Here is a 19,933-nt window from a genome sequence, read left to right as displayed (position 1 = left end):
GATGAGATAAGTTGAATAAAGAGATGAGACTGCAGGAAGCGGGCAATGCGCTCGAGCCACTCATGGCTCACAAGTTTTCAGTGATAGATGAAATAGAACCAGGGGTCAAGTCCCCTATAGAAGCACTGAGCGAAGACCATACAGTAGGGCTCTATCTGGATGTGGTCCCACGAAAAGTGAGAGAGCAACTTGCTGGCTTCAAGGAAATAAGCCTGGGATATCTTCGGCCCCATACTAACGAGAATGCGGAGGGCCAGGAGGCTATCTATCTCGAAGCGGAGGAACTCAGGAACTGCCAATTCCGCGCGGAATGGCTCCAGTACATGGAAGAGGGATGGTGGGCTACTGTTGATGAGGTGGAATATCCCGCCCGAGAAGTGCTGGGAGCCCTGTATTATGTGACCAAAACCTATGGGCAAGCCCACATATATTTGAATACGCAGGTCCCAATGCCTCTTTGGATCCGCCCGGTACCCCTATCCCAACCAGATGATGGCGAATTTGTTCAAATAATGATCCAGGCGAGATCACAGGGCAAATTCATTCCTACGAATATCCATACGGAAGTATCAATGGAATTTGCTCGACGCTGGGTGGCGGCGGTGCATGGATATTACAAGAAACTCTAGATTGGCGACAATTGGACGCGGTCTGTCTCGCCGGGGGCAGAGATGGGGACGGATGATCCTCTCATCGGACGCAGCAATGCGCCTGCCGGCTCTTTCCGATTCCTCCGGCGTTTGGCCTGGGAGTTATTAGGATTCATGGATTTGCATAGTAAATAGAGGTGGACATAGGATGGAATTTTCACCAGCCCGATATGATTCGATGCAATATCGACGGTGTGGCCGATCCGGGCTCATGCTTCCGGCTATCTCGCTGGGGGCATATGAGACTTTCGGAAGTTATAAAGGAGAAGATGTGGCGAGGGAATGTCTTTACAGGGCATTTGACCTGGGCATCACCCACTTCGACCTGGCCAACAATTATGGCGTTCCCCCAGGAAATGCGGAACTCATAGTCGGAAAGATCCTTAAGACCATGCCCAGGGATGAGCTGATCATCTCCACAAAGGCTGGTTGGCGGATGTGGCCAGGTCCATATGGGGAATGGCTCTCAAAGAAATATCTGGTCGCGAGCCTTGACCAATCTCTAAAAAGGCTGGGCCTTGATTATGTGGACATATACTATGCCCATAGGCCCGACCCTGTGACTCCGCTCGAGGAGACTATGGAGGCCCTAGATTTGATTGTCCGTCAGGGAAAGGCGCTGTATATAGGCGTAAGCAGCTTCTCCGGGGCCCATTTCGAACATGCATGTGAGGTTGTTGATCGGGAAGGCCTTACCAGAATCACCATTCACCAGCCAGCCTACAACCTTCTCAATCGAAAGATCGAATGGGATCTCCTGGATCACACGGAACGCAGAGGTACCGGGGTTATAGTATTTGTCCCTCTTGCTGCGGGACTTCTGACCAATAAGTATCTAAACGGAACCATACCTGCCGATTCAAGGGCCGCGGCTGTGTGGGGAGAAAAACGCGCGAAGGCGATCGTTACCGAGGAAAATCTCGCAAAGGTAAGGGCACTAAATGAGATCGCCAAGAGACGTGGCCAGACCCTCGCGCAAATGGCTCTTGCGTGGGCCCTGCGGCTTCCCCAGATCACAAGTGTGCTCGTGGGAGCATCAAGAGTCTCGCAAATTGAGGAAAATGTCGCTGCGCTCTCAAACCCCAGCTTCACCCAAGAAGAACTCGATGAGATCGATAAGATCACGCTTTGCCCGGGCTCATCGAACTAATAATCTAATTATTGGAGAATAGACCGTTGACATTTTCATACCTAAATGGTGTGCCGGTCAGGCTGATATAAAGACTAACCTGGAAGACTCAAAGGTCAGTAATCCATTGAATTGGGCGCCGGAACATGAAAAAGGGATTCATGGCCCGGCGCGTCTTATTTATCCACATCATTCCGGAACTTTGAACATATTTACATATGGTGTCATATATAAGTGACATTTTGGCTCATATAGAGGTAATTTGAATTGACATTAATACCTATATGTGCTACCATCCCCGGCTACGCTGCGTCCGCCGAGAGGAGTATCCATGCCCCGTTTCCCCATCCAATTCGCCCTATTGAGTTCTCACCGGCGCAGGCTACGGCTTATCCCAGCTGATGGATTCCAACTCCAACCTGCTCAGCCGGTCAGCTGCCTGGACCGCCTCGGTACAAGGACAAAGCCGCACGGCAAACCTAGTCTCTTTAGCATCCAGGAGATACTGGGGGAGCGGCCCGGGACCGCAGCTATTGCTGCCGAGCCCTCCTTGCTGATAATCGAGGTTGAGGATCGTCTCATTTCGTCGCGCAAGCTCATAGGTATGCTTGGCTTTAGTGAAATCCTCAGGAGTGTAATGATGAACGCTCACATTAATGAGCGGCATTCCTACCACCAAAAGGCCCATCCCCAGAATATCAGTCACAGCTGCCCAGCGAACATCCGATTTATTCCCGTTTTCCTGTGGCTTGATGTATGGCACATATTGATCCTGCACCGAGCCCGCGTAAACCCCGACCCGAGCGCTTTCCTTACGATCGATATAACTATCGTGAGGGCCCCTGCCATACCAGGCAAAACGATCATATTTCCCGGGCAATATCATCTGGAGACCGAGCCTTGGCAATGGTGGAAGACCTTCCCGGGGGACGATATGTGATTCAATCACAACATCACCCGAACCATAGACCGTATAGATTAGAGTCGCCTGGAAACCGGGCGCTATGCTGTAAGCAGCCAGCGCCATATCTACCCGGACCTGGGCTACCTTAGGCTGAGGAGCCCGGAATTCAATGTTATGCACGCGAGGGACGAGCTTGTCGAGACCCGCCTTGCGCCATTCCCGGGCCATATGCACGTCATTGTCGGTGGGCGCCCGCCAAATGTTGACCCTGGGGCCTCGACCAAGAAGTGATAACCCTTGATATTCCCAAGTGGTCATATCACCCCGGTGTTTATCAAAATGGATACGGAATTCCTCTCCCCGCAGGATGATCTCATCTGCTGTTTCCTGCACGAAGAGTGACGGCATATCGGCCACCTGCGCCCGCGGCCGCGGCGGAGTTGCCACCGGGAGCTGGAACTGCGCCCAGGCCACCTCATGGCCCCGCGGAGCCCATCGTGTCCCATGGGCTAGAGTGAAGCTGATATTGAGCCAGTACTCGCTTCCCGACTGCCCTGCCGGCAGCACATAAGGAATCCTTACTATACTCTCGCCACCCGGCTTGACCTCCGGAAGGGGAAGCCTGCCCTCCTCCAAGATCCGCCCATCCTGCGAAAGCGTCCAGCTACACTCCAGGTGGGAAAGGGTCAGAAAATCGTAGCGATTTCGAAGCCTAATCGTCCCTGACTGTAAATCCACAGGTTCCGCCTGAACAGGTTCTATCACCTTTTTGTATTCCAATAGGCCAGGGTGTGGAACGCGATCGGGAAAGACGAGGCCATCGATGCAGAAATTGCCGTCATTGGGCTCATCCCCGAAATCTCCTCCATAGGCAAACCATTCTTCCCCAGACGGAGTCCTCTGCCGAATGCCGTGGTCTGCCCACTCCCATACACATCCACCCAAAAGGCGCGGGTATTTATAGATGGTCTCCCAGTATTCCTTCAAGTTGCCCGGTCCATTGCCCATGGCATGAGCATATTCACACATGAAGAATGGGCGAGGATCATCTGTCCTCTCACCCTGGATGGTGAGCGAAGATACTGTAGGGTACATGACACTGACGATATCAACTACCTCTGCCTCCCCGGCCTGTTCATAATGAATCGGACGGGTTGGGTCAGCCTCACGGATCCAGGAAGCCATGGCGTCATGATTTGGCCCATAGCCTGACTCATTCCCTAGGGACCAGATGATAACTGAGGGGTGATTCTTATCGCGTTCCACCATTCGCTCTGCGCGGTCTACAAAGGCATCTTTCCATGCAGGATCACATGCAAGCTGGCTCAAATTGCCCACCTTGGCAAAGCCATGTGCCTCAAGATCCGCCTCGTCGATCACATAAAGACCATACTCATCACAAAGATCCAACCATCTGGGGTCATCTGTATAATGGGATGTTCTTACAGCATTGATGTTGTGCTGTTTCATGAGAACGATATCCTTATGCATCCAGTCAAGAGGGACCACATGACCGAGATCCGGATGGAATTCATGCCGGTTTACGCCCTTGATGGTGATCGGCGTGCCATTCAGAAGAAGCCTGCCACTCTTGATCTCCACCTGGCGGAAACCAACGCGGGATCTTTGCACTTCCAGGACCTTGCCGTCTCTATCCTGCAGAATGAGAAGCAAAGTATAAAGTGCAGGATCCTCTGCCGACCACTTTCGAGGTTGGGCGACCGCCTCATCCGATTCTAGTGTGATCTCTGCTCCCGCAGCCAGGGGAGGTAATTCCATGGATCTAGTGAAAACAACCCGGCCTGTGGCATCAACGAGACGGGCCTCAACCTTATGACCCGCGGCATCAGCCTGTGTATAATTCCTAAACGTCATATTTAAACATAGAGTCGCATCTCGATACTGGGTATCGAAGGTCGTGCGGACTCTGATGTCGCGCACATGCACACCGGGGGTCGAAAAAAGATACACGTCCCGGAAAATGCCGCTAAGTCGCCACATATCCTGATCCTCCAGGTAACTCCCATCTGACCACTGGTAGACCTGGACTACCAGGAGGTTCTCACCCTGGCGAATATATGGCGTGATGTTGAACTCTGATGGAAGATGGCTTCCCTGGCTGTATCCCACCATGTGACCGTTCACCCAAACATAGAAAGCCGAGTCTACTCCCTCAAAGACAAGAAACACCTGGCGATCTTTCCAGGCGGCAGGAATGGCGAAACTTCGCCGGTATAAGCCAACTGGGTTTTCGTCCGGGACATAAGGCGGATCCACTGGATAAGGGTAAGCCACGTTGGTGTAATTCGGCCGCCCGTAACCGTGCATCTGCCAGTTGCTAGGGACCGGAAGACTCACCCATGAACTTGCGTCATATGTCTCTTCTTGAAATCCTCCGGGAACCGCATCAGGGGAATTCGCATAATAAAACTGCCATTCACCATTCAGAAGCTTGAAATATGGAGAAGCGCTCCTTTCGCCAGCCAAGGCGGTCGCCGCATCCGCATATGGGATCGACGTCGCATGGGCAGGTTCGCGATTACGCGAAAGCACCTGTGGGTTCTCCCAATCATTTTGGACAAGCTGTATGTTGCTCACAGAAAGATGGCGCCGGAAGCTACGCCGTTTTAGCGGCAGTATACGAAAGCGCCCTTCCTATTCCCTCCTTTCGTAAATAAGGGGGATTCGCCTTGCGGCCAGGCTCCCCCTGGGGCCATCCCTGTAAGGAGCTTGTATGGTTCCATCCCTCCTGAACAGAATTTAGGAAAATGAAATACCCAAGTCTCCGTTACCTTCGCACCACTTTGAAAATATCCGATTGCCGCTTTCATCCTTCGATGGTGATGCCCGAAAGGCGGCATGAGGGCCTACCCTGGAAACTGGAAAAGCATCCTCAGTTACATCAATTAACTAAATCTTACCATGAGATCATACGCCAGTCAAGCTAGGGGTTACCCTAAATAGTTAGCACTATCCGGTCGGGATAGTATTGATGGTTTAAACTATCCGGTTCTGCCACTAGTGTTCTCTAGGTCATCATAACATTAAGAGCATGGCTCCTATATTGCCAGTAACTTCCTATTATGGATTACAAAGAAGTTATTTGCCCATGAGATATGAGAGATATTTAGAATTGCGCACAGCCAGTTGGATAGATATGCAGAAAGTCTTACTTCGATCACCCCGATGTCATAACAGACATCAGTCCCTGCTGATATGGCATGGACTCAGATTGTAGCATCGCGGGTCAACATGAGAAGGATGTGATTGAGTTCGCTCGAGCGAATGGCACAACTCTCGTTCCCCTTATCGTAAATAGGAGATTCGATCCAGAGGTTGCCCACGCAATACTTATGACCGACGAGACAAGGAGAAAGGCCGCTATTGATGGGTTATGATTATTCTCCGGTGGCTGGTCCGCCAGGGCCAATCTCACCTCTACCGTGGCTAAAGCAGGTCATCGAGTATACTCTCACATACATGGACAGGGAGGCATTGAACGCGGCTGGGACCCGGGAGCCCAATGCCCGTTTATGATGACTGATGCTACTCTGCCAGAGAGGGTCTTTTCAAGGCCCTTGTTACGTATATATGCCCATTCTTTGTGCGCCGCCGAGTAATGGAAATCTCAAGGCACCCTGTATTGCGTTTCGCAAGCTCATGTAAGTCTCGGCGCCTGTGCGCCCGACCGACTTCGATTTTATGGCAGGTCTATCGCCGATAGGATGCTCTACACGATGTCATGAAACGGATTACTAGTCGTCTACATATTCATCACCGATATACTCGTCATCCTTGCATTTGTCAGAACTAGCCGCGCTGAAATGGGCTGTATCAAGCTCTCTGGCATCGATATAAGCATTAAGAAGAATTTGGAGTATATCAGGATCTATCTCGTTATTCAATGCATCCTCAATGACAGGAAAATAATCCGGAACTTTTTCGCGGTATTCAGGGCTGGCCTCCTCCATGGCCTTGGCCAGGGACTTCCCCCATTTTTGTTGCGTCTTCCATATTGAATAATTCCTAAGGCTTGTCCTGCCAACAAGATAATCTATAGATACCTCGAAAAAATCAGCGATTTGCGTGATTATCTCTATAGCCGGTTTGCGTCTGCCTGTCAGATATTGAGACAAAGTAGATTCTGCCACATGGATCTGACGCGCAAATTCCTGCTGAGACATGCCCCGTTCCTCAAGTAGACCCCTCAACCTGCGTTCAAAATCCATCATGATCACCATTCCCATAATACAAGGGAAAAAGGAAATTGAGGCAATAATTCTCAAATAGACAATGATGAGCCCATATATTCTCAATCTGCAAGCAGACAATGCTCACCCTACCATTGGGAACAAAAGAAGGGGGTACTTCGTCTCATGCAGTGGGAACGTCTGAGCATAAAGCAGTGATAGGCTTGTTTCAGTCATTCGATGGCTCCATATGCCTTCCTCGCCGCGAATGATGCCGAGATAAAACACGAAAGCGATCAAAGAGATATAGTGCTCACTATCCTCACACGAATGGGCATTGGCGTCAGCAAGATCAACCCGCCGCTTCCTGGAATGCTCTTGATGGAACTGGAGAGGACCTGGTAGCGATTAGACTCCAGGTCCCCTCCCCGGTCCTGCTTCAGTGTCATAGTCACCCCATATTCAGTGACAAGGAGGCTCCCCGCTGGGTCAGATATCCCCAGCGGGAAGTCTCGTATTGCAGATCCTACCCTTTGAGTCCTGTTAGAGTTATGCCCTGAATGAAGTACTTCTGACAGAAGAAAAAGGTGATAACCAAAGGCAATGTCATAGCGGTGGATGCCGCCATCAGGAGTCCCCACTCTGATCCGTACATAGTCTGAAAGAGTCGAAGGGCGAGCGCAAGAGGCATCTTTTCAGTGGAATTGATATAGATGAGAGGCCCTAAAAAGTTATTCCACTGTCCCTGAAATGTAAATATGGTTATCGTCGCCAGAGCAGGCTTTACAAGGGGAAGCATTATTCGCCAGTAGATTTGGAAGAAACTACACCCGTCGATCTTTGCTGCATCATCCAATTCCCATGGTATGGTCATGTAAAACTGCCTCAAAAGGAAGATTGAGAATGCATTTCCGAAGAATGCGGGCACAGTAAGAGGTTTGAATGTGTCTATCCAACCCATATACTTGAAGACCAGATAGATCGGTATCATGGTAACCTGAGGCGGCAGCATCATGGTGCTCAGCATTATAATGAAACAAAGATCCCTCCCGGGCCATCTGAGGCGCGCAAAGGAGTAGGCCACCAATGAACAAGATATGAAGGTTCCAAAGACTGTAAGAGCAGTAATATATATGGTATTCCAGTAAAACAGGGTAAATGGCAAATATGTAAACATCCTGGAGTAGTTCCGCCAGTTGAAAGGCCTCGGGATCAGTGTCGGTGGGAAGAGAAATATCTGGGTATCTGGTTTCAATGAGGTAGACACAAGCCATAGGAATGGAAAAACAAACAGCACGGCTCCAATAATGAGCACGGTATGGGAGACGATTTGCACCACCATTTCTCTTCTGCGTTTTCTAATTCTCCACCGGGTGTCAATCTGTATAGATCCCGTGCCAATGGCAGGAGTAGTATTCAAAAAGGATCAACCCCTTTCCGCGCCTTCGTAGTAGACCCACCTGTTGGCAAAATGGAATTGAATTAGGGTGATGACCAAGATTATTAGAAAGAGTATCCAGGCCAGGGCCGAGGCATAGCCCATTTTGAAATATGCGAAGGCGTTATTGAAAAGGTAATACACATAGAAAAGCGTGGAATCCACCGGCCCCCCGCCTGTCATGATATAGGCTTGAGCGAAAATCTGAAGGTGTCCAATGATGCCCATTATAAGGTTGAAGAAAAGGGTAGGTGTCAGCATAGGGAGAGTGATCTTGAAGAACTTGGCCCAGATCCCTGCGCCATCAATCTCTGCAGCCTCGTAAAGCTGTTCAGGAATCCCCTTCAATCCTGCCAGGTATATGACCATACTTCCTCCGGCGCCCCACAAGCCCATGAGGATTATGGATGGCTTCGACCATGCCTCACTTGATAACCAGGCTGGCCCGCTTATTCCTAGAAGAGAAAGCGCCGCGTTTATTAGACCGAATTGGGGGTTCAACAACCACATCCACAGTATCGCGCTAGCCACCGTGGGTACAATGGAAGGCAGATAGTATATGGTTCTATAGAAATGCATGCCTTTCACCTTAAGATTGAGAAGCATGGCTATGCCGAGCCCCATCAAAATGTTGGCTGGGACCCCAAAGACTGTGATATACAACGTATTGTAAAGTGACTTATAGAATAGACGATCTGCTAATATGATGTTCCTATAGTTGTCAAGACCAACAAACCTTGGGGGTGTTAAAACATCATACTGTGTCATGCTCAGCCATATGGACGCCACCAGCGGACCGAGGGTAAATAAGAGAAACCCTGCCATCCATGGCGATGCAAAAAGCACCCCGGCCCTAATCTCGGCCCTCCTGAGGCGGCCAGAACTATGTGCCAGCATAGGCCTATTGGTCATCCTCATCACCTCTAGTGAAGATCTCGATAGGCATCTCTCACCAAGGCCATCCAAATGGGGCACGGACCTGTGGTGAATCGTCCGTGCCACCACATCGAACTAGTCACCTATTTTCTGCTCTTCCAGAAAGTATCAAGCGCCTTCTGAACGTTGGCATTACAGAAGTCAGCCGCCTCTTTTGGAGTCATCTTATGGAATATGGCGAGGTCTACAACTCTTACGTGTTCAGTCCAAAGCTCCGAAGCCACTGGAGTCACCGGCCGATATCGGCTTACCTTCATCAGATCACTAAATACTTGATAGGCTTTCCTCAAGCTTTCCCTCTGAAGAAGCGGAAGATATTTTTCTGCTAGAGCTTTGTCAGCAGGTTTGAGTGAAGTCATCCCAGGCACATATGGATTCCCAAGTGATTTATTATACTCATAGTCACCCTTAGCGATTGCCAGATGGCCTTCGACCCCTGTCATGAACTTAATAACTTTCCAGGCCGCATCTACATTCTTAACCCCCCTGGGAATTGCCCACGCCCACCCCCCAGACCAGGTGATGAATTGAGGCTTACCCTTGAATTCTCCCTCCTGTAGGTAACGTTTCTTTGGCACAGGGGCCGGGGCGACGGCAAAATCGATGTCGGGCCTATAGCGGGCTATGGTATTAAGTACCCAGTTGCCATTTATCATCAGAGCAACCTTCCCAGTAAGAAATGGATCCTGGGCGCCAGGCTGGAAAGATGCCTGGAATCCTTGAATCTTCTCCGCGCCACCTAGAGCATCATACACAGAAACAATCCACTCGATAGCCTCAACGATCTTAGGATCATTGAGAGTCGCAGTCTTACCATCCTCAGACAAAAATTCGCCGCCATTTTGCCACCCATAGAGATACAGCCAGCTGTTGCCAAACATGGGGATAAACCCGATTTGCTTGAGATTACCTCGCGAGTCTGTTACCGTCAATTTCTTAGCCGCTTCCATCAATTCATCCCATGTTTTTGGCGGCGCATCTGGATTCATGCCAGCCTCTCTCATGAGTTCCCGATTGTAATACATTGCCCGGTCATCAGTTCCTGAAGACATTGCGTAGACCTTGCCATTGAATTTGGCTTCATCCAGACAAACCGGGTACCACTGGGAAAGGTCTACCTTGTCTCTTTCGATAAGATCATCCAACGGTCTGAGAGCACCACGAGCCGCCCATCCACCGACAACGAACCGGTCAATTGTCGTGATTTCCGGTGGATTGCCCGCCGCTATGGCCGTAAGAAGTTTTTGCATGCTCTCAAGGGTCTGACCTGCTCCTGCCACCTGGACCTGAGGAACTAGATCGATGTCTGAAAACTTTTCCTTTATCTGCTTTGCCAGTTCTTGAGCCCCGCCCGGGACTGTTGTGTTAAGCCCCCAGATGATAACCTTTGTCTTCTTTGTAGCAGCAAACCCGGCTACACCAATGGAAAGGAGCAAAGCAAAGATAAACACGAAGGCCAGAATCCTGGACAACTTACCGCGCCTCACCAACATAAACTCATCTCCTCCCCGTATTTCAATTTGGAATGAAATCACCTTTCCGATTTTGGCTGTCCCTGTAGCTCAGCAATCTTTGCCTCATATTGAGCCTTAAGTTTATCAATCATCTCTTGAAGGCTTATGCTGAGTTCGGTGGCAGCCCCAAGACGTACCTCCAGGTCCTCTACTGTCTGTTTGAATTCGGCGATCTGACTTTCATACTTTTCCGTCACCTTTTGCAGTTGTTCTGCATACGAATCGGCCAAAGCTGCGGCTGCTTCCAGCCGAACGCCCATATCTTCCAGTTCAGCCTTTAGACTATTGATCTGCTCCTCATACTTCTTAATATCCTTGAGTCGCTGCTCCTGAAGACTTTCTGCGAGAGCTATTGCGGCCTCAAGACGAATATTGAGGTCTTCGATTTGAGCCTTTAAATCCGAAATCACATCCTCATCTTCCGACCCTTGCGACAGGGCAAGGCCAGCGAAACAAATGCTCAGAATCACTATGAGCAATATGGCTAGAAGATGCCTCAAGGGATTCCCCACTATTAGACAACCTCCTTTCTGCAAAACCTGGCCACCTTGATCTGCGAGTATTGATCACCTCCCTTGAATAGCTACAGGCAGAATATAACAACGGTCACAGGCATCTAATCTAGTTATTGCAAGAGGGAACCCAGATTCCTTTTAATTAATAGATTATTCTCAATTGCCGATATTATTCGGAAACCCTCGAGGGAAGGTCAAGGCCCGTTGTATTGCTAAGCCGCAGAATATTGGGAAGTGACGTGGAAGCAATGCATTCCATTGCAAAGCTCGGAGCAAAACATGTAGACTACTTTGCAGCAAAGCAGGGGGATCCCTGGACGCTAACAGGAGACGATCGGAGATCCCTGGCGCGCACTGCAGAGAATCTAGGACTCGTTGTCTCCAATGTTGTCTCCAATATGGTGATGATTTTGCCCGGCAACATCGCCTCAGGAGATAAGCAAGAATTGGCTGAATGCATGGATTATGTCAAAGCATGCCTCGATCTTTCCAAAGAAATAGGAGGCCGCCAGGTCCTACTTGCAGCTGGCGAGCGCGTTGTCGGATTATCCCATGGTAAAGCCTGGGGAAATGCGGCCTTTGCCCTCAAAAGGATCCCGTGGTGATCAAACCCATAGAAGAACCAGGAGGAATTTCTGTGCTATTGCTCGAGGGAAGGATATCGGACAACTCGACATCCCCAAAAATGCGTGGCTCCCATGGAAGGTGACACGCCATTTGAAGCGAATCAAATAAACAGAAATGTGGATGGCCAAGCCCTGAATTCAAGGAACGCGCTCCTCCGCTGTTGCCTGCGTTCCGTGTATGTTCTATACCTGGTTTAAGTCCGAACTTGGCTATCTGCAGCTCCGGAACACAAAGCAACTCCGCAGGGAATACACATGAGGGAGGTGTCAATGATGGACGATGTCATCAAACTTGTTGCAGATCTTATGGCTTTATCAGCAAGGACCGCTCCCAAAGCGGCGGGGAAGGACTTCATAGTCACCGCTGTAATTACAGGGGAAAAGCTCAAGGCGCTCGGCGAAGAGATGGCACGCTACGGAGCCGAAACTGGCAAACGAAATTTCGACCGTGACGGGAGAAATACATCAGACAGTGGTGCGGTGCTTTTGATTGGGTTGAAAGGGGCCAAGACCGCAGGCCTCAACTGTGGGGCATGTGGTTTTGATAGTTGCGCCGACCTGCCGACAGCTCACAACGGCCCGGAATTCTCTGGACCATTTTGTGCCTGGCGGCTCATGGACCTGGGAATAGCTATGGGTTCTGCAGCTAAGACTGCATCCATACATAATGTGGATAATCGAATCATGTACCGTATAGGAGTTCTGGCGCGCAAGATGGGTCTAATCGATGCGGATGTTGCAGTAGGGATCCCCCTTTCAGCGACCGGCAAGAACCCGTTTTTTGATAGATGAGGAATTGCTGTCATGCCCGTTGCACGTGTTCCTTTCACGTAGCTCTTTTATAGAAAGGAGTACGCCCGATGCACCCCAATGCTGAATGAGTTTTAGACGCGCTGACATCCTCAGGCTCCAGCGCGCAGGTAATAGAACTGGCCGCAAGCACTCGCACGTCTGCTGAAGCCGCCGGCACATCGCACTCAGTCTTCAGAACAACTCCGGCGGAGCTGGTTCGCATTACAAAAGGCGAGGTTATTGATGTGCGGAAGGAACCACAAACGAGGAAGTCTTGATATCGCGTGCCGCGGCGAATCATCCGCACGCAGCCCGCAATAGAAAAGCGCGATGAGATGAAGCGAGAGGCTGTTCATCAAATGAACAGCCTCATCGAAGCCTCCCCGGCCCACATAGAGTAGTTAGACTATTGGGCTACAGTAAATCCATCAAAAACACGTCCGGGCGTATTCACAAGGTCGCCAGTGTAAATGATGAAATCAGCCTCCTGTTGCCCTGCGAGCTTTACCGTAGTGGGCGCCTGGGCTTTAAGCTGGAGGTCTGAGAGGAGAATGAATTTCACAGGCGTCCATAGATAAGGCTCCGTGTACATCAAAGGGGCCTCCTAAGGTCCATCGAGAAGAGCGCCCCTTCCCTGGTGGAGAGGGTAAGAGAGCTATGGGCGCGCGCAGGCACCTCTCATTGAGATACCCGAGTCGATTGCCAGGAGCGATGATGATAACGTCACCCCAACTCCATACAGTCCCCCATATTGGGAGACTATATGGAGATTATGGCATTATCTCGCTCATCAAGGTGCAGTCTTTGCTCCCATTCAATTGGGAGAAGTCAACGCCCTCATCACCCCTTTTCTGCTTAAGAAGGGGTGAAGATCCATGACATCTAACCTGGGTGCCATAAAGACATTTTATGCTACGCAGGGCAAAGAGAACTGAGGATAGCCCTAGGCGTCTTTCCTGGGATGAGTTGGAACCCGTCGCTATAACCCTCTTCCCTGTCAGCCAGTTCGCGGACTAAGATTGACCGCCAGTATGAAATCCTATCTTTTAGAGATTCATCTCCTATCAAATCATGTCTCTCTTGAGGGTCGCGTTCCAGATCGAAATACTGTTCGCGGCCCGTCTGTGAAAACCAGATATATTTCTCCTTGCCATTTGTCATGAAATGGTTAGAAGCCGGGCCATATGCATGTTCCCCATGAATATATTCGCGCCAGGAGTTACTGGTGCCTGTCACCAGCGGTATCAGACTCCTCCCATCAACCTGCCTCGATGGCTCTACACCGGCCACATCAAGCATTGTGGGCATTATATCGCGCAACTCTACTGGCTTATCGATCAGGATTCCTCGTGGGACATTCCAATTGCTTGGAAACTTCATAATGAACGGCACCCGCGCTGAACCTTCATAGGGCAAAGCCTTGCGGAATAGATTATGATCTCCGAGAAGTTCACCATGATCTGAGGTGAAGAGGAAGAATGTGTTATCTAGGACACCATGTTCTGCCAGAGCCGCAAAAAGGCGCCCCAATTGGTGGTCTATGTGCGTGATCAAGGCATAATATGCGGCCAGTGCCCGGTGAAGAGCCTTCTCCCCGATTATGCCCCGCAACGTATGCGGAATAAGGCCATATCTCTCCCTGTCCTCTTTGTCGGCCCAATCCCCTACAGGCGGCAATGGTATTTCCTGGTCAATATACTGATCAAAGTACACCTGAGGTGAGTCGAGGGGTGCATGGGGACGGACAAAAGATACCCACATAAAGAAAGGTTTGGTGGGGTCCCGTCTTCGAAGAAAATCAATGGACTGAGTTACCACCCAGTTGGTTGGATGCAGGTATTCAGGCAAATGCCAGGGTCGCGCGACCCAGGAATTACAGTCAAGGCCGTGGTCATCAAAATCAACATCAGCGTTTAAATGCCTTTTTAACCATGGAGTATAATCATCATAGTATGAATAGTCCCCAGGGAGGCGTCTTACATATCCAAGATATCCATCATGAAGTACTACATTATGAAATCCACACAGATTCCGGGGCGGGTAAAAGTGCATTTTTCCTATTCCTTGAGTGTGGTACCCGCTCCTGGCCAGTTCTCCAGGTAAAGTACATTCATAGTTCCATGGCACCCCATCTTGGTACCCTGTCCGCCCATGGTTCCTTTGCAGTAACCCGGTAAGAATAGCAGCCCTGGCGGCAATACAACTAGGGACAGCGCTGTAAGCGGCTGAAAACCTGACGCCCTCCCTGGCCATATAATCAAGGTTGGGCGTCTCCACCACCGGGTGCCCGTCTATTCCCAGACAGTCGGCGCGCATCTGATCTACAGTAATCAGCACTAGATTCGGGCGCTCCATTTCGCTATCTCTCCTTATTTCATAACCCGCAGTATCTTGGCTCTTGTATACAAACTGGTGGATACAATATTAAACATGGCATGGCCTCATATCTGTGACCCAGTTTGACCAGTGCAACAAGGCATAACCCAAACCGGGCTTGACCAGGCCATCTGGCTGTCCTGCTGAATCAGCCGGACATAATAGAAGTGCTCCCGCGAAGGCGGCTCAGGGTCTCTCCATTCAATAGAGATATCCAGGCCTTCCCCATCTTTGCGAAAAGCCACTTCACCATCCTTGATGATTTCCATTCTCTTAATGGGAGCGCAACCATGGGCAGAGGCTCTTACAATTGCACTATCTGTCCGGCCCAGTCCCCCCATTGCTATTCCAGAAACTGAGAACGAAAGAAGAATCCTCGCCCCGGTTGTGGCATAAGTCTTCCTTTGCCGGAGGGCCATGATGAGAGAGTCCCTGTCCAGCCGTTCGAGAAGAGCCGCTGTCATCCCGCAGCGATATGCAAGCCGGAGGGCGAAGGTATGTGGGACCTTGCCTTGACGCTCGGGGTCTTCGCATGAAAAGCCGCAATGGCCCTCATGACAGTCCCCGCCCCCGGTGAACCCGAGGTGAGCACCGCCCTTGAGCAATTCATCTACAGATATGGCCTTTGGACTGATCGCTACAGGAGCCAGCGGATTATCCCGCGAATCACTCGCTCCCCACATAGAGTAAACCTCAACAAAGCGCTCTATCGATGGTTCATGAAACTCCCAGATTAACCCATGAGCAAGAGAAGCATGGGGGCCTGCTACAATCGTCTCATCATCCTTAAAATGTTCCCATACAGTCTGAATTGAACTTGTTGGCGGGTACATGCCTCTAAAAAGGTCCAGACGATCCCTTGATGTATAGATGTTCCTGTGAACCTGTGTCCCGGCCCATTCATAACCGACAAGTGTGACAAACTCCCCTGGCCTATTCCAGCTATTAGTTATATCCTGCATCCATTGCCACTCGTTATCAGAGAAATAGCATGCATGATCTGCAGCTGCCGCGAAATCCAAACACCCTTCATGTCGGGCATGTCGATATAATTCCACAAAACCCCCGCACCCATCGCTCATCTCAGTATGACCGTGGATCTCGCCCCAGTAGATCTCCGGCTCTTCACTACCTCGAGGGAGAATCTCCAAAGGGTTGCTTATTGCCAGGGTTTCCAGGGTTACAGCATCCAAGGCTATTGCCCTGTATACTCCGGGCTTTAGGTTAGGCAGACTAATTTCAAACCGGTGCCGCTCAAGGAAATGTCCGGCAGGTGTGCCCAATGCGATTTTTTCATCACCCTGCACTAGGAACAGCTCGATATTAGCGGCCACCTTACCTGAAGGCGGTACATTCCTGTATTTATCTGTAAACACACCTCTCAACTTGAGCCCTTTCCCATATTTTCGCCTGCCCGGCAGGAAGAGATGAAGACGTTCCGCAGGGCCCGGAACAAATTCGACCATATGCCCAGATCCTTCAGCAAGGCTGACAAAGAGGCGCCGTTCGTCTACCGCAACCGCCGCGCTGAGGGGTGGAAGTTTAGAATACCAGTACCGTCGATCAACCTCGTGAAAACGACAGGGAAATAAATATGTCCTTTCTGTTCGGTAGTTGAGCTCGATGCCCTCTCCTGGAGGAAGCCCTTTGGAGAGATAACATATAATATCAATAGCTTCATGTGTTTCCTCGGATCTCCCGATAGATTCAATAGAAATAGGGAATCCCCCAGGGGACTTGCATGAGACGAAGCCTTCCCTCTCCGGGGCCTCATTTTGAGGCTCTGAAAATGCCAGTGGTACCGCGAATCGAATCCTGCTTCCTGGAGGTAACCCTTTCGGCCCTGCGAAATAGCGGATCGTAAAGGATACAGGCTGTCCGACGGTGACATGTGATGGAGATATTACGGTACTCCCGGCATCTTGACGGGATATCCCCCACAAGGTACGTTCTACATCCTCGATTTTACCACCAATTTCAAGATCGGTTCGAGGAGTAACTACAAGAAAAGACCGAGCGGCCTGGGCCGGGCTCATTCCCATAATACGAAGCTGCCCAAAGCCTCCTTTAACTTCCGTAGTTATCCCCATATCAAGCCACCGGGGGGAGCTGTTGGTAATCCTCCGAGGTTTTAAATAGATATCATCGATCTGCAATATGGGGGCTTCCGCATCACTCATAAGCCAGAAGTGCAGCGGGATTCCTCCAGTTTCAGGTAGGAAGAAAACCATATCCTGTATATCTGATCGAGGATAAGATGCGGTGTATTTGAGCTGAAATATTCGGTCGTATCTCACGTAGCGTCCCTCTCCCTCCAGGTGACCAAGCTTTATATAAGCTGTCCACCCCCAGCGGGGGGATGAACAGCAATGCTTATTTCTCTTACTGGCATATCGCTATTACTCTCGCCTATTTAGTAGCAAAGAAGAACTGCTCGGGGTTGTATCGTCTAAGGTAACCCCATTCAGCTGAGAGTAAACCCTTTTTGGGGACATTTCGCAAGTTCTTGTTTATAATCACAGGCTGGGGCACAAGCCCGACGGTACCTATCGTCCTAAGGTTTATCACATGATCACGGATTATTTCCTTACCAGCCTTAATACGCTCCTGCTCATTGGTACTGGTCTGCATGATATTCCATAGCCCATAAAGCTCCTTTACATCGGCAGGGGGCTCCTCCCCAGCCTTTCCACCCGAGCTGTACCAAAGTGCCCAGTTGGGTGCATAGGAATTGAATCTGAATATAGGGATGAAATGCCACGGCTGCGTCATCCACATCGGGTCGGTACACACCCCTGTATGCCACAGCGTAAAATCGTGGTCAGCAGCCTCGACGCGCACTTGCCTTAACGTCCTCTCCTCAGATTTTATGGCAGTCTTGATCCCTATTGCATCCCAGTACCTCTGTACCAGCTCCACCACAGATGTCTTTGCCGGTCCTGCCTCTCCTGGCCAGTATTCTATAGTAAGTCCCAAGGTCTTCCCATCCGGCCTCAACCTGTACCCGTTTCTATCTCGCTTATTTAGACCTATCTCATCCAATATAGCATTTGCCTTCGCCGGATCATATTCGGTGTACATCTTCGCTAGCTTTTCGTCCCAGAATCTACCCCCCTCTGGGAGAATCACAACCTGCATAGGTTCTCCCATACCCAGAAAGACCATCTCATTGATCTCATTCCGGTTAATGGCAAGAGATAGCGCTATCCTGAAGTTTCGATCTTGAATCAACTTGCGCATTACGGGGTCCTTATGATTCATATTGGGTTGCAGCTCAACCACGGACGGCCAAGCTACATTCCACATCAATACCTGGTATCCGCCCTTCTCCGCATTTTCTTTGTAAAGGGGGTAGTTTTCGAGAGCCGTGTTCCACTGGGCAAGATCAACCTCTCCCGAGATAACGCGCATGTTGTACATTTCCGCGTTTTGGACCAACGTAAGCTGCATCCTGTCAATATAAGGAAGTTGGTTTCCCTCAATATCTACCTTCCAATAATACGGGTTTCGTTCAAAGACAATCATCTCCGGGGTTTTACGGACGGGCCTGAAGGATGTTAAAACAGGTGTACCGGGTTCCATAGTTGGTACGTCAACCGCAGCCTTCGCCTGGAACAGCTGGTACCATTGGTCAAAGCCGGCTTCTTTGGCCATTTTCTTCAATTGCTCCATGGGGGTGTACTTGGGATGGAATTTCTTTAGATAATGTTTAGGCTGATAAAAACCCCCCTGAGCTGCTCCCCAGGCCAGGTGCAAGAGTGCCATAGGATAGGGAACTGCAAACTTCACCTGAACCATGTAATCATTCTTTTTCGTTACCTCCATGGGCTTCCCGCCCGGACACCACTGGTAGGGTTTAACCTGCGTGAGCTCGTTATTCAAGAATATATCCTCATACCAAAAAAGAATATCGTCAGCAGTAAAAGGTTGGCCATCAGACCATTTTATCCCCTTTCTCAAATGAAGGGTTATCACTTTACCGTCTTTCGAAACATCCCAACTCTCCGCGATATTGGGCCGGACAGTGGATCCATCATCCCGGTCCAGGCTCAGAATACTTTCGGCCTTCATTGCATTCCAGCCATCCTCAAGTGTCATAAGGTTAGTACAAAGAACTTTGATAGTGCCGCCATATTCTCCAACTCTCTCAATTGGCTTGATAACCAATGGCTTCTCAGGCAACCTCCTGGCTACCTGAGGAAGCTTACCAGCCCGCACCAAATCTGCCAGCATCGGCGCCTCATTGTAATTGGTTTGAGCAGAGCCAATCCCGGTCGCACTAAACAATATAGCAACAACCACTATGGCTGAGAATACCATCACCAAACGCCTCACGGTGCATACCCCCCTAATTCATACATGAAACATATCAAAGTAAGCCTAAAATGACGATACGCAGAAATGTGAATCCACTCACCCATGGTTCAATTCACTGCCCCAAGACTGCTCTGCCATATGGTAAACCGCATCCAATAGGTTCCTACCACCACTCCCTCCCATCAGCACGCGACCTCACTACGCCGCTCCCGGCTGGTCTGCGCACCAATCCTTTCTGATCTTTTTAAGATGGTTTATTCATGGTTTATTCTCTGTATCTTTGGAAACTCCTCCCCTGAGTCAAAGCTCGTAGGTTTCCGCTGTTCTATAGAGGTTGTCCTATTCGTGGAATTTCGGTAGCGGGCCCTATCTTGATTTTTGAGGACATTCCTCTGTTTATGCACCTGGCACCTCACTGTCCAGGGGACTTGCAAGCGGAGGGGTCTCGAGCAGAATGAGACAGCGAAGCGGGGCCACGGGAGAGTTTTCGGGATGTTGGTGAAACATGGTATTTTGCCGAAACTGGGAGGATTTTGTCAGATGTTA

At 50.1% G+C, this 19,933-nt stretch carries 16 protein-coding genes; 6 read left to right on the top strand and 10 right to left on the bottom strand.

What is annotated here, in order from left to right; genetic code table 11:
- Positions 1-11: 11 nt before the first annotated feature.
- Together HPY52_08440 and HPY52_08435 are read left to right on the top strand one after the other, a co-directional pair.
- Positions 12-629 carry a hypothetical protein gene (locus tag HPY52_08440; GenBank protein ID NPV80292.1) on the top strand — a complete coding sequence of 206 codons (618 nt, stop codon included), beginning with the start codon at positions 12-14 and terminating at the stop codon, positions 627-629.
- 169 nt (positions 630-798) lie between these two features.
- On the top strand, positions 799-1,800 hold the full coding sequence (locus HPY52_08435; protein ID NPV80291.1) for an L-glyceraldehyde 3-phosphate reductase: 1,002 nt from the start codon (positions 799-801) through the stop codon (positions 1,798-1,800).
- Positions 1,801-2,161: 361 nt separating this feature from the next.
- Here HPY52_08435 and HPY52_08430 read toward each other — a convergent pair whose 3' ends face one another.
- The gene (locus HPY52_08430; GenBank protein ID NPV80290.1) at positions 2,162-5,281 is read right to left on the bottom strand and encodes a DUF4981 domain-containing protein; all 3,120 of its coding nucleotides are present in this window, start codon (positions 5,279-5,281) and stop codon (positions 2,162-2,164) included.
- A gap of 623 nt (positions 5,282-5,904) precedes the next feature.
- Between HPY52_08430 and HPY52_08425 the strand changes: the two genes are divergently transcribed.
- Positions 5,905-6,081, top strand: coding sequence for a hypothetical protein (locus HPY52_08425; GenBank protein NPV80289.1), 177 nt, complete (start codon positions 5,905-5,907; stop codon positions 6,079-6,081).
- 357 nt (positions 6,082-6,438) lie between these two features.
- Here the strand turns inward: HPY52_08425 and HPY52_08420 are convergent, their stop codons facing one another.
- The gene (locus HPY52_08420) at positions 6,439-6,930 is read right to left on the bottom strand and encodes a helix-turn-helix transcriptional regulator (protein ID NPV80288.1); all 492 of its coding nucleotides are present in this window, start codon (positions 6,928-6,930) and stop codon (positions 6,439-6,441) included.
- Positions 6,931-7,113: 183 nt separating this feature from the next.
- Between HPY52_08420 and HPY52_08415 the strand changes: the two genes are divergently transcribed.
- Positions 7,114-7,278, top strand: coding sequence for a hypothetical protein (locus HPY52_08415; GenBank protein ID NPV80287.1), 165 nt, complete (start codon positions 7,114-7,116; stop codon positions 7,276-7,278).
- Between the two features lie 121 nt (positions 7,279-7,399).
- Here HPY52_08415 and HPY52_08410 read toward each other — a convergent pair whose 3' ends face one another.
- The 4 genes from HPY52_08410 to HPY52_08395 all read right to left on the bottom strand — a co-directional run bounded on the left by HPY52_08410 (position 7,400) and on the right by HPY52_08395 (position 11,273).
- On the bottom strand, positions 7,400-8,215 hold the full coding sequence (locus HPY52_08410; GenBank protein ID NPV80286.1) for a carbohydrate ABC transporter permease: 816 nt from the start codon (positions 8,213-8,215) through the stop codon (positions 7,400-7,402).
- An 84-nt stretch (positions 8,216-8,299) separates the two neighbouring features.
- The gene (locus HPY52_08405) at positions 8,300-9,208 is read right to left on the bottom strand and encodes a sugar ABC transporter permease (GenBank protein ID NPV80285.1); all 909 of its coding nucleotides are present in this window, start codon (positions 9,206-9,208) and stop codon (positions 8,300-8,302) included.
- Between the two features lie 122 nt (positions 9,209-9,330).
- Complete coding sequence (locus HPY52_08400) at positions 9,331-10,740, bottom strand: ABC transporter substrate-binding protein (protein ID NPV80284.1); 1,410 nt, start codon at positions 10,738-10,740, stop codon at positions 9,331-9,333.
- Between the two features lie 38 nt (positions 10,741-10,778).
- Complete coding sequence (locus tag HPY52_08395; GenBank protein ID NPV80283.1) at positions 10,779-11,273, bottom strand: hypothetical protein; 495 nt, start codon at positions 11,271-11,273, stop codon at positions 10,779-10,781.
- A 212-nt stretch (positions 11,274-11,485) separates the two neighbouring features.
- Between HPY52_08395 and HPY52_08390 the strand changes: the two genes are divergently transcribed.
- Together HPY52_08390 and HPY52_08385 are read left to right on the top strand one after the other, a co-directional pair.
- Positions 11,486-11,881, top strand: coding sequence for a hypothetical protein (locus tag HPY52_08390; GenBank protein ID NPV80282.1), 396 nt, complete (start codon positions 11,486-11,488; stop codon positions 11,879-11,881).
- A 294-nt stretch (positions 11,882-12,175) separates the two neighbouring features.
- Complete coding sequence (locus tag HPY52_08385; protein NPV80281.1) at positions 12,176-12,694, top strand: hypothetical protein; 519 nt, start codon at positions 12,176-12,178, stop codon at positions 12,692-12,694.
- Between the two features lie 406 nt (positions 12,695-13,100).
- On the opposite strand, the gene HPY52_08380 is transcribed toward HPY52_08385, so the two are convergent.
- From HPY52_08380 to HPY52_08365, 4 genes are all read right to left on the bottom strand, one after another.
- Positions 13,101-13,286 (bottom strand): metallophosphoesterase, encoded by a 186-nt coding sequence (locus HPY52_08380; GenBank protein NPV80280.1) that lies wholly within the window; start codon positions 13,284-13,286, stop codon positions 13,101-13,103.
- A gap of 320 nt (positions 13,287-13,606) precedes the next feature.
- Positions 13,607-15,049, bottom strand: a complete 1,443-nt coding sequence (locus HPY52_08375; protein NPV80279.1) for an arylsulfatase — start codon at positions 15,047-15,049, stop codon at positions 13,607-13,609.
- 86 nt (positions 15,050-15,135) lie between these two features.
- Complete coding sequence (locus tag HPY52_08370) at positions 15,136-17,160, bottom strand: DUF3604 domain-containing protein (protein ID NPV80278.1); 2,025 nt, start codon at positions 17,158-17,160, stop codon at positions 15,136-15,138.
- A gap of 319 nt (positions 17,161-17,479) precedes the next feature.
- Positions 17,480-19,405, bottom strand: coding sequence for an ABC transporter substrate-binding protein (locus HPY52_08365; GenBank protein NPV80277.1), 1,926 nt, complete (start codon positions 19,403-19,405; stop codon positions 17,480-17,482).
- Positions 19,406-19,933: the final 528 nt, after the last annotated feature.

The sequence above is a fragment of the Bacillota bacterium genome (assembly GCA_013178415.1).
Classification (GTDB): Bacteria; Bacillota; SHA-98; order Ch115; family Ch115; genus Ch115.
Note: the sequence above shows the minus strand (reverse complement) of the source record. Positions and strands in the feature narration are given on the sequence as shown.

Bases quoted from the DNA above. Each gene is read 5' to 3' on its own strand.
- HPY52_08415 (NPV80287.1), top strand. From the start codon at position 7,114: ATGGCTCCATATGCCTTCCTCGCCGCGAATGATGCCGAGATAAAACAC.
- HPY52_08425 (NPV80289.1), top strand. From the start codon at position 5,905: ATGGACTCAGATTGTAGCATCGCGGGTCAACATGAGAAGGATGTGATT.
- HPY52_08400 (NPV80284.1), bottom strand. From the start codon at position 10,740: ATGTTGGTGAGGCGCGGTAAGTTGTCCAGGATTCTGGCCTTCGTGTTT.
- HPY52_08420 (NPV80288.1), bottom strand. From the start codon at position 6,930: ATGGGAATGGTGATCATGATGGATTTTGAACGCAGGTTGAGGGGTCTA.
- HPY52_08405 (NPV80285.1), bottom strand. From the start codon at position 9,208: ATGCTGGCACATAGTTCTGGCCGCCTCAGGAGGGCCGAGATTAGGGCC.
- HPY52_08435 (NPV80291.1), top strand. From the start codon at position 799: ATGGAATTTTCACCAGCCCGATATGATTCGATGCAATATCGACGGTGT.
- HPY52_08370 (NPV80278.1), bottom strand. From the start codon at position 17,160: ATGGGGATAACTACGGAAGTTAAAGGAGGCTTTGGGCAGCTTCGTATT.
- HPY52_08410 (NPV80286.1), bottom strand. From the start codon at position 8,215: ATGGTGGTGCAAATCGTCTCCCATACCGTGCTCATTATTGGAGCCGTG.
- HPY52_08375 (NPV80279.1), bottom strand. From the start codon at position 15,049: ATGGAGCGCCCGAATCTAGTGCTGATTACTGTAGATCAGATGCGCGCC.
- HPY52_08380 (NPV80280.1), bottom strand. From the start codon at position 13,286: ATGTACACGGAGCCTTATCTATGGACGCCTGTGAAATTCATTCTCCTC.
- HPY52_08385 (NPV80281.1), top strand. From the start codon at position 12,176: ATGGACGATGTCATCAAACTTGTTGCAGATCTTATGGCTTTATCAGCA.